We start from the raw sequence: 15,928 nt of genomic DNA, 5'->3' as shown, positions 1-15,928 counted from the left end.
GTCCCTTAAAATATTTTGGAACCTCTAAAAATCCAATTTTGGTATTCAATGTACAACGGGCAGCCTGCCCGTTACTTCCGTTTTGGTTCAACTACACTCATTAAGATTCGATTCAAAATAAAATTCAGCAAATAAACATCTTATTTCCATACTGATTTTAAAATTGTGAGTGCCGGACAAGCTGTCCGGCGTACATAGGTATAACGGGCAGTTTGCCCGTTTCCTCAAACCATCTATCTACTGCTGATTTGGAAATTTGGTTTCGAGATTTCAAGCCGAGTATTCATTTTAAAATTTATTTAAAGTATGGTGGTGCCGGACAAGCCCCGCACGGGATGCCTTCGGCGCTGTCCGTACAAATCTAATGACGCAACTTTCGAAGCAATATACCGCTTTGAGAAGGTATCTTCACACTTTCACTCACAACGTTCAAAATATGGGAGGATGCAATTTCATGATCTGCCAGAATTTCCCACACTCCCGGGGGTAATTCTTGATTTTCGATTGGGTATGAATTGCCATTTAATAAAACATAATAATCATACATATCACCGGTGGAATTTCCACTGATATAAAAACTCAACAGAAGTGGATTTCCATAATAATCGAAATCAATTTCTTCCGCCTGGCACTTTCGCAGTGCCGGTGATTTTTTCCTGATGTCAATCAATCCACGATAATAATCAAAGAGCTCACGATTGAGTTTTAGATGATTAAAATTCAGCCAGTTTGTCTCATTATCTTTTTGGTAGCTGTTGTGATCTATTTTCCCTTCATCAGGATCTTTCACCGGAGTTCTTGCAATCACTTTTGAACGTGCAAACTCCTGCCCGGCATGAATCATGGTGATGCCTTGAGTTACAAAAAGGCTTAAAGCCGCCAGCTTTGAAATCGTCAGTTGCTGTTCGTTGAGCTTTGTATGGTCTTCAAGATTTTCAATAGTTTGATCGTGAATTTCGGGGTTCAGCCCAATCCTGATGAAATCACCAAGCGTATATCCGTCGTGGCTTTCCAGGTAATTTACACTGTGAGCAGAGGTTTGATAAAGGCCACCCTCATCGTGGTTCAAAGTTCCCTGAAGGATGTTTTCCAATCGTTCACGTTTGGTTTCGTGCTGCCAGTCAGAAAAAATAAATCCACGGTCGTGCTGCGGATCTGAGCCTTTAAAACTGTTTCTGATTCTATCATTCCACGATGCCCAGCCGTAATCCGAAAATTTATGTGGCGAGTAATGTCCTCCCCAGGGTTCAGCAATCAATACTGCGTTCGGGTATTTTTCGTGAACGGCTTTTTTGATAACATCCCAGGTTTTATTGTCAAGGAGTGCAGCCAGGTCAAACCGGAAACCGTCAATTTTATACTCTTCCATCCAGTACAAAAGTGAGTCGATGATCAGTTGTCGTGCAGCCGGTTCTTCTGATTTAAATTCATTTCCCGTTCCGCTTCGGTTCATCAAATTTCCATTATGGTCTTTGCGCAGGTAAACATCTGGTACCAAATGTGTATGCGGATTTTTATCAAAAAGGGAGGTATGATTGTATACCACATCCATCAACACGGTAATTCCTTCGGAGTGGAGTGATTTTATTGCTTCTTTAAATTCAGTGACTGCTGCTGTTGTACGCCCGGAATGCCGGTTACTCCAGTCCGATGCAAAAGTTGATTCCGGTGCAAAAAAGAAGGAGGTCATATATCCCCAGTAGTTGGCCTCATAGGGATTCCAGCTATTGTGAAATCCCTCTTTGGTCTTTGTGCCATAAGGGGGTTCTACAGGGGCAAATTTTTGGAGAGGCAGAAACTCCACACAGTTCACACCTAACTTTTTCAGGTGTTGAATTCCCCCGGTTTGGTTTGGATCGATCAATTTTTTGAATGATCCCATACCTTTAGCCCCACTGCTTGGGTGGGCTGTAAGATCTTTTATATGAGTTTCGTAAATAATCAGGTCTCTGATATCATCCGGGAAACAGTGCCCGGTATCTTCCCAGTTAAAATCCCCATCAAAAATATAAGTTTTTGCATCCTGCTGATAGGTATTCCGAACCGTCACATGCTTGCTGTAAGGATCGGCAAAGAGTTCATTCGTGTAGGGTGTTTTAGGTTGATCAGATTTCTTAAAGTCAGCTTTGTAGCCATACCACTTACCTTCGAGATTTTGTTCGATGGTAAGCATCCAAATGCCGGTTTTACTTTTTTGCATTTGATATTCTTTACCCTTTTCATCATCAGAATGGTCAAAAATAATGCATCTGACCGATTGAGCACGCGGACAATAAAAGGCAAAACTTGTTGAGTCGTCTGAAAGGGTACATCCAATCGACGTTCGGGTACCAGGTAATTTTGTTGAGATCATTAGGTGACAGGACTTCCGGGTTCGGCTTCAGTTTCAACGAAGTGTAGCGTCCCTTCGCTGTCTTCACCCATTAATATCATACCGTTACTTTCAATTCCCATCATTTTCTTTGGGGCAAGGTTGGCAACTACACAAACAGATTGGCCAACAATCTCCTCTGCATCAAAAAATTCTGCGATACCAGAGAGTATTGTTCGCTCTTCAAATCCCATATCTACTGTAATTCGAATCAGTTTATTCGATTTTTCTACCTTTTGAGCTTCGATAATTTTACCGGCCCGTAAATCAAGTGAGGCAAAATTACCGAAATCAATTTCATCTTTTAAAGGAGGATAATCTTTTTCTGGTGGTTCATTTTTGGAAGCTCGTTCTTTGAGTTTGTTGATCTGTTCTTCAACTTCTTCATCCTCAATTTTTTCAAAAAGAATATCACCCTCTTGAATAAGCTGTCCTGATGGAAGAATATGATCATCCACCCGGTCCCACTCAATTGTTTCTGGAACTCCCAGTTGTTCCTTAAGAAGATGCATCTTGTTTGGCAGAATCGGCTCAAACAGAACAGAAAGGGCCGCACTGATCTGCAGGCATACATACAGAGTATTTCCACATGCCTCCGGATTTTCTTTGCGGGTTTTCCAGGGTTCTGTTTCCGTGAAATAACGATTTCCAATTCGCGCTAACTGCATGGTTTCATAAATCGCCTCGCGGAAGCGGAATGATTCATAAGATTCTTCGATCTTATTCTTTTGGTTTGAAATTTCTTTCAACGTCTCAATATCCAGGTCTGTTGGATTGGACAGCTCGGGAATCGCTCCATCAAAAAACCGGTGAGTGAAACTGTGCGTGCGAAAAACAAAATTCCCGAGAATATCCGCCAGTTCACTGTTTACACGATTTTGAAAATCTTTCCAGGAAAAATCGGAATCTTTGGTTTCCGGCAGGGTGGTTCCGAGAACATACCGTAACAGATCACCCTCAAAATCTTCCAGGTATTCATGCAGCCATACTGCCCATCCTTTGGAGGTCGAGAGTTTTTGTCCCTCAAGATTTAAAAATTCATTGGCCGGTACATTTTCCGGGAGTACAAAATCTCCGTGTTGTTTGAGCATGGCCGGGAACATAATGCAATGAAAAACGATATTGTCTTTTCCAATAAAATGGATGAGTGTTGTATCCTCATCCTGCCAGTACGTTTTCCAAAGATCGGGATCTCCCTGAATCTCGGCCCACTCTTTAGTAGCTGATATATAACCGATGGGCGCATCAAACCAAACATAGAGAACTTTTCTCTCGCCATCGGGCAGCGGAACCGGAACGCCCCAGGACAGATCACGGGTTACGGCGCGGTCTCCCAGGCCGGTATCCAGCCAGCTTTTACATTGACCCACAACATTAGGTTTCCAGTTTTTACGCGAGCCTATCCACTCCTCCAGCCAATCCTGGTAATTGCCAAGTGGTATGAACCAATGTTCGGTTTCTTTTATAATCGGCTTGTTTCCGGTAATAGCACTGACCGGATCAATTAAATCGGTTGGGGAGAGCGATGAACCGCATTTTTCACACTGATCTCCAAATGCCTCGGGGTGGTTACAAACCGGGCATGTTCCTTTAACATATCGGTCGGGCAGAAACATATCTGCGTCTTCATCATAAAACTGCTTCTGCTTCTTTTTCGTGAAAATATCTTGTTCATGCAGGTTCAGAAAGAAATCCTGCGATGTTTTCTTGTGCGTTTCCGAACTGGTACGTCCGTAATAATCGAAATCGATACCGAATTTTCTGAAAACATCTTTATTCATGGTATGATATCGATCCACAATTTCCTGTGGATCCACGCCCTCTTTTTCAGCTGCGATGGTGATGGGAACTCCATTTTCATCCGAGCCACAAATATGGATAATATCTTTTCCTTTCAGGCGCTTGTAACGGGTGTAAAGATCCGCGGGAAGATACGCACCTGCGAGATGTCCAAGATGAATCGGGCCATTCGCATAGGGCAGAGCTGACGTAACTAAAATTCGTTTAGACATAAATTATTTTTTGATCAGTTTAATCGAGCGGCTGAAGTTATGGTTGTGGCATCAAAATTACCAATTCAACAGACAAGTTGCAGTGGATTGTTTAAGGTTCATGCATTCGGCGTTTCAGACCCACCCTCCGGCTCCCTCCCTATGGCGAAATGCACGCCACAAGGAGGGAGGGCTTCATGCATTATCAGATTATAAAATCTTAAATTAAAGTTCCTCCTTGTTACGCTCTTTTGCTTGATAGGGAGGGATTTGTGGTGGGTCACAAATACTTCTCATAAAACGCATATAACGCAATACCGGAGGCCACGGATACATTCAGCGAATGCTTCATCCCGAATTGGGGTATTTCCACGGCAGCATCAATTTCGGGGAGTAGTTGTTCGTCCACACCGGTGACTTCATTCCCCAGAATCAAACAAACAGGATCACCGGAAATTTTATAGTCATGAATAGGAATACTGTTGGTGGTTTGCTCCAGTGCCAGAATTTTATATCCTTCTTTTTTGAGTTGATGAATCTGTTCAATTTCATTCTCAATTTTTTTCCACTTTACATGTTCTTCAGCTCCAATGGCAGTTTTTGTGATTTCCGGGCGGGGCGGAGTCGGGGTAAACCCTGAAAGCCAGAGTTCCTGAATTCCGAATGCATCTGCATTTCGAAAAGCGGCTCCAACGTTATGAAGACTTCTGATATCGTGAAGCCAGAGCAGAAACCGGTCACGCAGAGGAGCTGTTCGCTGTTGGTTGTTTTTTAAAATTTGCCGGGTTGAAAGTTTTTTCAATTTTTTAGGAGTTAAGAATTGATTAAGCTTTAAAATTTTACCACAATGTCACATCGTAAATGTTACATTAAACAATCATCAAATCAACATAAATCGTAGAACGCAAAAGGAATGCATACCATTAGAAATCTACTGCTCAGTTTTTTTTCATTAATATTCATCCTGTCATCTGTTTCCTGTCAAACTTCGCAAAGTCAAAATCAATCCGCTCAGGAATCCACTCCAAAAAATATCATATTCCTGCTCGGAGATGGGATGGGGTATCCCCAAATCACGGCTGCAAAATATGCACATGGAAATTTAAATATGACCTCCATGCCCTACAGCGGAACCGTTTATACTCATTCACATGACAGTAAAGTGACGGACTCAGCCTCCAGTGCAACGGCTTTTGCAGCCGGGTATAAAACCATAAACGGTATGTTGGGTGTTCTGCCGGACGGAACTACAGCAGTTCAAAGTATTGCACACTATGCCAATGAACTTGGTAAAGCAACGGCACTGATGGCAACGTCCCAGATTACACATGCCACTCCTGCGGCATATGCCATTCATCATGATGATCGTGGAGAAGAATATATCATAGCTGAGAAATTTGTGGATTCTGGTATTGATATGCTCCTGGGTGCTGGATGGGAATACTTTTTGCCAGAAAGTGCCGGAGGTACACGACCGGACGATCGCAATTTGATTTCAGAAATGGAAGAAAAGGGGTACCTGTACATAGATGCTGAGGAAGAGATTTCACATATAGCCGGACAAAATCGTGTCGTTGCTTTTCTTGAAAGTGGTGCCATGGCACAGGCAGCAGAAAGGGGAGACCAGGCCAGCCAGTTGGTGAATGCAGCCATTGAACAGCTTTCACAAAATGAAGAAGGTTTTTTCCTGATGATCGAAGGTTCACAGATCGATTGGATGGGCCATGACAATGAAGCCGAGTTGATGATTGAAGAGCTGATGGATTTTGATACGGTAGTTGGCCATGCATTAGATTTTGCTGAGCAAGATGGAAATACCCTCGTGATTGTGACTGCAGATCACGAAACAGGGGGCTTGACGATGCCAAGTGCCGAAGAGGGGGAATTAAGGTATCACTATTCTACAGGTGGACATACTGCCGAACATGTACCACTCTTTAGCTATGGTCCGTCTGCTGAAATCTTCAGGGGAGCGTATGACAATACAGAAATTGCCCGAAAACTGTTCTCAATCTGGGGTAAAGAGATTCAGGATTAATCCCTCAACCAATTGATAAAATGAGAAAGGCCGCACTTTATAGTTTATTTTGGATTGCAATTCAGGCCTTTCTCATCACCTGTTCTTCTGATCAAACAGTCAAAAACTCTGTTATTGATCGTGAAGAGGTTCGGTCAGAAATTGCGGGGGATATTCAAAATGAGTTAGAAGATCTGATTGATGTTTGGTATCCGCGTGCTATTGATAAAGAGCATGGTGGTTACCTAAGCAGGTTTTCATATGATTGGAAGCAAATGGGTTCACAGCAGAAGATGATTGTAACACAATCCCGGCACCTGTGGACGCTCTCAAAACTGAGCGGCAACTTTCCCGATGATCAGGCTTTCAGAGAATATGCTTCACACGGGTTTGATTTTTTGAAGGAGCATATGTGGGATGATGAGTACGGGGGATTTTATCAACTTGTAAATCGCCGGGGGGAAGTAATTCAAAACAACGGAGATGAGATCAGCAAAACACTTTATGGCAATGCTTTTGCCCTCTATGGTCTTTCAGCTTTTTATGAATTCTCTGAAGACAGATCCGCTTTGAATCTTGCTAAAAAAACATTCAACTGGCTTGAAAAGCATTCTCACGATCCGGTTCACGGAGGATATTTCCAACCGCTGAGCAGAGAGGGAATTCCCGATACAACCGGAACCCCGAAAGATTACAACAGCGGGATCCATATATTAGAAGCTCTTACCGAACTCTACTCCGTTTGGCCGGATGATCTGGTGAGAGAGCGTTTGGAAGAGATGTTTTACATCGTCAGAGATACAATGGTGACCGAAAAGGGGTATCTGAATCTCTATTTTGAATCTGATTGGACCCATCGATCCTATCAGGATTCAAGCCGTTCTGTGATACTGGAAAATCTAAACACAGATCATGTAACTCCCGGGCATGATATTGAAACAGCCTATCTGTTGCTGGAGGCGGCTCATATTTTGGGAATGGAAGAGGATGAAACCACCCATCAAATCGCAAAAAAATTAACGGATCATACACTCAATACCGGTTGGGATGATGAAGCAGGCGGATTCTATGATATTGGTTATTATTTCCGGGGAGATGATGATCTTACCATCATTGAAGACACCAAAAACTGGTGGGCACAGGCAGAGGGATTGAATACTCTGTTGATTATGGCGAATCTATACCCGGGTGATCCGCAGAATTACTTCAATAAATTTGCAAAACAGTGGGAGTACATTCAGAAAAACCTGATCGACTCTGAACACGGCGGGTGGTACAACAGCGGACTGGACAAAGAACCTGGTAACAGAACCGATCCGAAAGCACACATCTGGAAGGGAAATTATCATACGGTCAGATCTTTGATGAATTGTGTTGAGTATTTAAACAAATGACACGAAATCCGGAACGAGGACTTACCCCATTTTTGTAAGTGTAAACATATTTCATGTTGTATGTCCTTTTGTCTTGATACAAAAGAACGAAAAAATCAAGACTGTGAATACTTGGCGGCGGACACGAGTTCACCGTGGAATCCTTTCAATGGTCCATCACGCTTCCAGCTCTTAAATTTCGCTTCTCACCGGTATGAAAGGATTCTTCTCACGGTTCTCTCGTTGTCCTTTTTCCCGCCAACTATTCAAGGTCGGTTATTTTCCTAAAATCACCATTTCCACTTGTTAAATGTATTAAACTACTGTTATTTAATATTTTAGCATACTTAAACTTAAAATTTCGGGGTAACTTTTCATCCGGAACCGGTTTCTAAATTCAAAAAAATTCAGTATTAAGAGTGTTGTTCTTAGAAAAATGCACACTATATCTGCTTAAACTATGGCCGTTGTCTACCTGATTCTCAGTATCGCGTTGATCATTTTACTGACAGCACGATATAAAATGCATCCCTTCATTGTGCTGTTTTTGGTGGCACTGTTTTACGGAGTTTGTGTGGGAATGCCCTTCGATGAAATCATCACTTCTGTCAATGAAGGATTTGGAAATACACTTGGCGGAATTGGATTGCTGATCGTTTTTGGTGTGATTATTGGCGCATTTCTGGAGCACTCAGGCGGCGCTTATAAAATTGCTGAGAAAGTGTTGCAGATGACAGGCCGAAAGCGAGTTCCTTCCGCAATGGGAATCATCGGGTGGTTTGTCTCCATTCCCGTTTTTGCCGACAGCGGGTTCATACTTCTCTCACCGTTAAACAAAAGCCTCTCGAAAAAAGCAAAGATTACATTGTCAGCATCGGCGGTTGCTCTTGCTCTGGGATTGACTGCATCCCATACACTTGTTCCCCCAACACCCGGACCGATTGCAGCGGCTGGAATCTTAGACGCAGATATTGGCCTGGTGATGCTGTTAGGAGTTCCCATTAGTGCGATTGCGTTATTTGCCGGACTAATTTTTGCCAATAAATATGTATCGAGAACCTACATCGATCCCATTCCCGAAGTTGATGACGAGGATATGAAACAGCGAATGCAAAAAGCCCCGACCGCATTTAAATCATCACTTCCGGTGTTTGTACCGATTCTTTTGATTGTAGTGCAATCCATTATCAACATGTATGAGATTGCACCGGGTAATTTGTTCGTAAATATTCTGTTGTTTTTGGGTGAGCCGATGATCGCCCTGTTGATTGGAATGTTTCTCTCCTTTTTATTGCCGAAAAAATTTGAGTGGAATATGATCTCAACCGAGGGTTGGGTGGGAGATGCCCTGAAAAATGCCGCATCTATTATTTTGATTACCGGTGCGGGCGGAATTTTTGGGAAAGTTCTCCAGAATTCGGGAATTGCAGCAATTCTTGGATCGGCACTTGCAGATATTAATTTAAGTATCTGGCTGCCATTTTTAATTGCCGCAGCTATTAAAACGGCACAGGGTTCATCTACCGTGGCCCTTATTACAGCAGCGTCTATCATTATGCCGATGATGGGAACTCTCGGTTTTGAAACCGAACTTGAAAAAGCGATGGTGGTGATAGCGATTGGAGCAGGATCATCCGTTTTTGCCCATGCCAACGACAGCTTTTTCTGGGTGGTAACTCAGTTATCTGGAATGGACACTAAAATGGGATATCGGTTGTTCAGTTTGGGGACTATGGTTTTGGGAGTGACTGCAGCGAGTACGTTGTTTTTATTGTATTTGATAATAGGATAGTTTTAGTAGACGGTAGACGGTAGACAATGAACTTTGGAGCTTCGATCGGCACATTCCCAAAGGAGATCATTGGCACGAGTAGAAAACAGTAAGCAGTTAACAATGATAAGAGATTGATTATAAAGTCAACTCCGAAGGAGTTAAAAATCAATAGCCCCGGGTGAAAAGAGTAAAGCGATTGAAACCCGGGGTAGAATAAATAAGCATAATGAATCCCCGAGGCGAGATTATTGGAAAGGCTGAAGTTGGAGTCGAGGGGTAGTGGGAATGAATTTTTGAAAAGTTATACGTTCAAGAATGTCGTAGCGGAGCTTCGGGTTTGGCGTTCCGAAGGAGTTCTTTGGAACGAGTTTGTGAGCGTCGACCGGTTGTTTCGCAGCAGACCTACGGAACGAGTAATTGTCTTTGGACAATCGCACCCCAAAGGGGTGAAAAGTAAATAGCCCACGGTAAGAACAGAAGCAATGCGAACTGTTTGCAGCCGTGGGTTGTAGAACCATAAAATCAGATGCCCCGAGCTGATAAACATTTTTTGATAATGACTCACGACCCCGAGGGGCTGTGTTACAAACGCTTTCAAGGCTGTTGCCCCAAACCACTGTGTGGAGGCTTACCGAGTTCTGTTCAGAAGGGGGCTTCTGTCCGATTCGAAGTAGTTGACAATGAAATGATAAGAGCAGTAAAAACCAATTCGAAGGGAATCTGGGAAGAATTTTAAAGGAGTTTACGCATTAAAATGTAGAAGCAGAGCTTCAGTTGTGGCATTCCTAAGGAGACCTTTGGTATCTGTTTAGCGTCCTGGCAGAGTGCGATAGCTCCTGCCAGAGTCGCGTGGATCGGTTTTCGAGGGGAATACCTTATCCCACAACTCTCATATGTTACATCTCCCATATGATTTGGAAATGTAACCATTTGAAACGTTTTTATGAACATTGCTGAACAAGGAATGGGTCTGGTACTTCCTTCCCAACTCTAAACACCAGTTCGAGCACCGCTTGTGCTGGATGTACTCTGTCAGGTATATCCGGGCCCATTTTTCTGTCGTTGACCTCCAACAGTACCTATTGTAATTGCTTTCGAGTCGGCTCGTAGCAATATCACCAATTTATGAGACATGCTGGGTGCGTCAGGATCCTGTTTAGCGTTTAAATGTGAACCAAAACTTCATAATACCCATGATTTACAGCCTTGGTACCGATATGTCCAAAGATGAGTTCAGTGCGTGTCTGCAACGCTACAATCTTTACGAACAAACCTACCATCTACTTGCCCGCAAAACTTTTGCAAACAAACTCTCTGGTTTTAAAGCCTGTATGCGTTGGTTGAGGAGACACACCAACAAACAACCAGCCCCGGTTCGTGTGACGATGGAAGCCACCGGCGTGTATTATGAACCACTGGCCCTGCATATTGGCCAGCATCACCCGGAGATTCATCTGGCCGTGGTCCTGCCCAGTCAATCAAAAAAGTTTATCGAATCTCAGGGATATCGCAGTAAAACCGATAAAATTGATGCTGAGGGACTCTCGCTGATGGGAGCCGAACGCAAGCTGTCTGCGTGGAAGGGAATCGATCCGTTTTGGCGGGAATTGCGGTCCATGACCCGTACGCGTTCGGAATTGTTGGAGCAGCGCACACAGTTGCGTAACCAACTTCACGCCCTTTCCCACAGCGGGCAGCCAGCCCGTTATGTTGACGGAGCTCTACAGGAGTGTATTCAGACACTCAGTGAGCAAATTGACAAGCTGACCCGTCTTATCAAAAAACACCTGAAGTCTCGCAACGATCTGAAGACCTCGGTCGCTTGTCTGAAAAGTATTCCCGGGATCGGCATGCTGACGATTGCCTGCATCCTGGCTGAGACCAACGGATTCGCTGAGTTCCACAGCATTTCTCAGTTAATTTCCTTTAGCGGTTATGATGTGGTGGTCAAACAATCCGGCAAATGGACCGGACAACCGAAAATTTCCAAAAAAGGCTCCAAATATATCCGCAAGACGATGTATATGCCTGCCTCGACCATTGTGCGGTGTGAGCGGGGTCCGGTATATGAATTATACCAGCGACTGCTCTCGGTCCACAATGTGAAGATGAAGGCCCACGTAGCTGTTCAGAAAAAACTACTGACCTACATGTATGTATTGTGGAATAAACAACAAACATTTGATCCGGATGTCATTCAAAACCAACGCAACCAACATCAAACAAAGATAGCCCCTCCATCAGCTGACGGAGAGGCTACAGTAGATACATCACATGCAAAAGCATCATGATGTTCTTTGAACTCAAAAACTATAAAAATATATTGATTTTTAACACAGTACCTGACAGGAACCGAAAAGCACGGTGCTCTGTCAGGTTGTTTGACTTAAACCGCTAAACATGTACGACCTTTGGAACGAGTAAAGTGGCTGAATAATCAACCATCAATAAAAAATTAACGGACTCGTAAAGAAAGCTTTAAGAAAAAACCCTGAAATATTGTTATATCATAGTTTGAACATAAAACCTGCCAAAAATCAAAACATCAAAAAAATGAAATCAAAACAAAACCGGATCAAAAAAAGCCTTTTAGCAACACTGTGTATGGTTATATTTGCCATGCCGGCATTGGCTCAGCATTCACATGAACATACTCACGACTACAGAAAAATCGTATTTCCGGATATACCGGGTTATCACACTCTCAGTGCTGATCTCCACATGCATACCGTATTTTCAGACGGAAGTGTGTGGCCCAATATTCGAACTGAAGAGGCCTTACGAGATGATATCGACGTGATTGCCATAACCGATCACCTGGAATATCAGCCACATGAGGATGATATCCCTCATCCCGATCGAAACCGGTCCTACCAGGTTGCAGAAGAATCACGGCCCGCCAATAGCGATTTGATTGTCATTAACGGTTCTGAAATTACACGAGATATGCCGCCCGGCCATTCCAATGCCATTTTTGTAGAAGATGCCAATGAACTTCTTACGGATGATTTTATGGATGCTTTTCGGGCTGCAAAAAATCAGGATGCATTCATTTTTTGGAATCATCCGAATTGGATAAGCCAGAGAAAAGACGGGGTTGCCAGGCTTTCTGATGTTCATAATGAGCTAATTGAAGGAGGGATGCTTCACGGCATTGAAGTTGTGAACGAGTTTACCTATTCAGAAGAAGCTCTGCAGATTGCATTGGATTACGATTTAACAATCCTGGGAACGTCTGATATTCACGGGTTGATCGATTGGGAGTATGATGTGCATCACGGCGGACATCGTCCGGTTACACTTGTGTTTTCTGAAGAGAGAACGAAAGAAGCTCTGAAAGAGAGCCTGATGAATGGAAATACCGTTGTTTGGTCGAATGATTTTTTGATTGGTCACGAACCGTTTCTCGTTCCGCTTATCGAGGAATCCCTTGAACTTTCTGAAATTGGTTATTTGGGTGATACATCTGTCCTGAATGTGAAGATTACCAATCACTCCAGTTCTAAATATATCCTGCGAAACCAGAGTGAATACACATTGCATCAGCAGCCGGATGTACTGACGATTGAACCAATGTCTGTGAAAGTCCTGAATATTAAAACTCTGGATCGGGTGGATTCCATCGAATTACCTTTTGAAGTCCTCAATGCAGTGACCGCTCCGGATGAACATCCCCAAATATTTTTTGATATTGAAATTGAGTAGAAATGGGAGTTATTTATGGGTGTTTATGAATCTGAGCAATAGTTTTCGTCTTCATTCGGTATACAGCCTCATTGCCCGAAGGAATCCCAATGGGGCTCTCAAACAGACGTCATTTTGAGTGGAGCGAAGACGGAATATAGTCCTCAAAGCTCACTTATGAGTTAAACAGTTAAATGATGAAATAGATAAAAGCCGATGAAAATTTACAAGACCGATAGCGGTATTCTTATCAACAAAAATGATTCATTTTATCTTCTTGAGAATGAAGATTGGGATTCATTTGTCAATGATGATGATCTGCTTGCGAAAGCAGAAAAGGTAATTCGATCCCGAAATCCGATCGAAGATGCAAAGAGTTTCATTGAGAACGAATTGCAACCACCCATTCAGAATCAAGAGATCTGGGCCAGCGGGGTAACCTACTACAACAGCAAGCTGGGCCGGCAGGAGGAATCGAAAGAGGCCGGTGGCGGAGATTTTTATGCGCGGGTGTATGTGGCTGATCGGCCCGAGTTGTTTTTTAAATCAAATCGTCACCGATGTGTGGGTTCAGGAGAAGAAGTTCGAATTCGAAAAGATTCCACCTGGGATGTCCCCGAACCGGAACTCACACTGGTAATTACATCAAACCAGAAGATTGTGGGATACACCATTGGCAATGATATGAGTTCGCGAAGTATCGAGGGAGAAAATCCGCTATACCTGCCGCAGGCCAAATCTTACGATGGTTCAGCCGCTGTTGGCCCCTGTATTTATGTGACGGATGAACCGTTGCCGGAGAGTACAAAAGTTGAAATAGAAATTATTCGGAATGGAGAAGATATATTTTCGGATGAAATTGGAATCGACCAGATAAAACGGGAATTTGAAGAATTGGTAGGATATCTGTACCGGGAGTGCTCATTTCCATTTGGAAGTTTATTAATGACCGGAACCGGAATTGTGCCCGGAAAAGATTTTACACTCCAGGCAGGTGACGAAATTCAAATTACCATTCAACCCATTGGAATCTTAATTAACAAAGTCGCATCGTAATATGGCTCTTACAGGACAAAATTTTATTGGAAACGAAAAATCAGCAGATAACAAAGACACATTCCAGGCGGTAAATCCCGCAACAAAAGATTCATTAGACCCGGCTTTTCATGAGGCTACAGAGGGAGAAGTGAATCATGCAGCGGAGAAGGCCGCAGATGCATTTCCCAAATACAGCAAAAAGAGTGCAGGAGAAAGAGCGGATTTCCTGGATGCCATTGGAGATGAGATCATGGCGCTGGGTGATGAGCTGATCGACCGGTGTATGAAAGAATCGGGCCTTTCGGAAGGGCGATTAACCGGAGAGCGCGGCAGAACCGTGAATCAACTCAAACTTTTTGCTGATGTGGTTCGCGATGGTTCATGGGTGGATGCCCGAATTGATACCGGTGAACCTGACGTTCGCAGCATGCGAAAAGCACTCGGACCTGTTGGTGTATTTGGTGCCAGCAATTTTCCGCTTGCCTTTTCAGTTGCCGGCGGAGATACAGCGTCGGCGCTGGCTGCCGGATGCCCGATTGTGGTGAAAGCTCATCCCTCGCACCCGGGAACGTGTGAGTTGGTGGCTGAAGCTATTTTAAAGGCCGCTGAGAAAACCGGAATGCCGGATGGTGTTTTTTCGATGGTTCACGGGACTTCTCATGAGGCCGGACTGGCCATTGTGCGTCATCCGAAAATTAAGGCTGTTGGATTTACCGGATCATACGGAGGCGGAACGGCTCTGTTTGAGGAAGCCAATAAACGCCCCGAACCCATTCCCGTCTATGCCGAAATGGGGAGTACAAATCCCGTTTTTATTCTGCCCGGTGCATTGAAAGAACGAAAAGAATCTCTTGCTGAAGAACTCACCGGATCGGTTTCGCTGGGAGTTGGGCAGTTTTGTACCAATCCCGGACTCGTGTTTCACCAGGAAACCGAAGATGCTGATTCCTTTCAATCTGAACTTACAGAACGGATGAAACGTGTGTCGGCAGGAGTGATGTTGAATGAAGGAATTCAGAAAAATTATCAATCCGGCCTTGAAAAACTCTCCAAAATTGAAGGGATAGAAGTTCTGGCAAAAGGCGATGACGATGAAAATGGATACAGGGGATCGTCTGCATTACTTCGGGCATCAGCATCCGTTTATTTTAAGAACCAGGAGGTAGAGGAAGAAGTATTTGGCCCGTCCACAGTGCTGGTTTCATCTTCAGGAAAAGAGGAGTTGATCCAGGCAGCCCAGCGGTTGCGGGGACACTTAACGGCCACTATTCATGGAACAGAGGAAGATCTGGCCGAATATTCAGAACTGATTGAAATCCTCGAGCAAAAAGTGGGACGAATTATTTTTAACGGCTACCCAACAGGTGTCCGTGTCTGCCATGCCATGATTCACGGCGGACCGTTTCCCGCCACAACCGACAGCCGAAGTACATCCGTCGGAACTACCGCAATCCGGCGATTTGCCCGCCCGGTCTGTTACCAGGATTTTCCCAATATTACCCTGCCGGATGAACTGAAAGATGAGAATCCAAGAGGCATCTGGCGGCTGGTGGATGGGGAGTTTTCTAAAGATTCGATTGCTTAAGATCCGATTCTATCATGAAGGATAAGTACATTTCAACTGCCTCATTCCTATCTGTTCTATTATTGTTGCTCTTCGTTCACTTCACTCGTTCCGAA

At 43.8% G+C, this 15,928-nt stretch carries 10 protein-coding genes; 7 read left to right on the top strand and 3 right to left on the bottom strand.

Annotation, left to right across the window (positions count from 1 at the left end; translation table 11 throughout):
• Positions 1-361: 361 nt before the first annotated feature.
• The 3 genes from U5K72_17365 to U5K72_17355 all read right to left on the bottom strand — a co-directional run bounded on the left by U5K72_17365 (position 362) and on the right by U5K72_17355 (position 5,164).
• Complete coding sequence (locus U5K72_17365; GenBank protein MDZ7720589.1) at positions 362-2,353, bottom strand: alpha-amylase family glycosyl hydrolase; 1,992 nt, start codon at positions 2,351-2,353, stop codon at positions 362-364.
• The gene (metG, locus tag U5K72_17360; protein MDZ7720588.1) at positions 2,353-4,383 is read right to left on the bottom strand and encodes a methionine--tRNA ligase; all 2,031 of its coding nucleotides are present in this window, start codon (positions 4,381-4,383) and stop codon (positions 2,353-2,355) included. The genes U5K72_17365 and metG overlap by 1 nt, the downstream gene beginning before the upstream one ends.
• A 259-nt stretch (positions 4,384-4,642) precedes the next feature.
• A complete protein-coding gene (locus U5K72_17355; protein MDZ7720587.1) occupies positions 4,643-5,164 on the bottom strand; it encodes an RNA methyltransferase in 522 nt (173 codons plus the stop codon).
• Positions 5,165-5,275: 111 nt separating this feature from the next.
• Between U5K72_17355 and U5K72_17350 the strand changes: the two genes are divergently transcribed.
• From U5K72_17350 to U5K72_17320, 7 genes are all read left to right on the top strand, one after another.
• Positions 5,276-6,400: an alkaline phosphatase gene (locus U5K72_17350; GenBank protein MDZ7720586.1), complete on the top strand. Its 1,125-nt coding sequence runs from the start codon at positions 5,276-5,278 to the stop codon at positions 6,398-6,400.
• A gap of 20 nt (positions 6,401-6,420) precedes the next feature.
• Positions 6,421-7,773 (top strand): AGE family epimerase/isomerase, encoded by a 1,353-nt coding sequence (locus U5K72_17345; GenBank protein MDZ7720585.1) that lies wholly within the window; start codon positions 6,421-6,423, stop codon positions 7,771-7,773.
• A 439-nt stretch (positions 7,774-8,212) separates the two neighbouring features.
• Positions 8,213-9,544, top strand: a complete 1,332-nt coding sequence (locus U5K72_17340) for a GntP family permease (protein ID MDZ7720584.1) — start codon at positions 8,213-8,215, stop codon at positions 9,542-9,544.
• A 1,175-nt stretch (positions 9,545-10,719) separates the two neighbouring features.
• Positions 10,720-11,817, top strand: coding sequence for an IS110 family transposase (locus U5K72_17335; GenBank protein MDZ7720583.1), 1,098 nt, complete (start codon positions 10,720-10,722; stop codon positions 11,815-11,817).
• Positions 11,818-12,079: 262 nt separating this feature from the next.
• Positions 12,080-13,231 carry an Sb-PDE family phosphodiesterase gene (locus tag U5K72_17330; GenBank protein MDZ7720582.1) on the top strand — a complete coding sequence of 384 codons (1,152 nt, stop codon included), beginning with the start codon at positions 12,080-12,082 and terminating at the stop codon, positions 13,229-13,231.
• A 195-nt stretch (positions 13,232-13,426) separates the two neighbouring features.
• Entirely contained in the window at positions 13,427-14,266 is an 840-nt protein-coding gene (locus tag U5K72_17325; GenBank protein MDZ7720581.1) for a fumarylacetoacetate hydrolase family protein, read from the top strand.
• Between the two features lies 1 nt (position 14,267).
• A complete protein-coding gene (locus U5K72_17320) occupies positions 14,268-15,833 on the top strand; it encodes an aldehyde dehydrogenase (NADP(+)) (GenBank protein MDZ7720580.1) in 1,566 nt (521 codons plus the stop codon).
• Positions 15,834-15,928: the final 95 nt, after the last annotated feature.

It is taken from the genome of Balneolaceae bacterium (assembly GCA_034521495.1).
GTDB lineage: Bacteria > Bacteroidota > Rhodothermia > Balneolales > Balneolaceae > Rhodohalobacter.
This window is presented reverse-complemented; position numbering and strand designations above follow the sequence as displayed.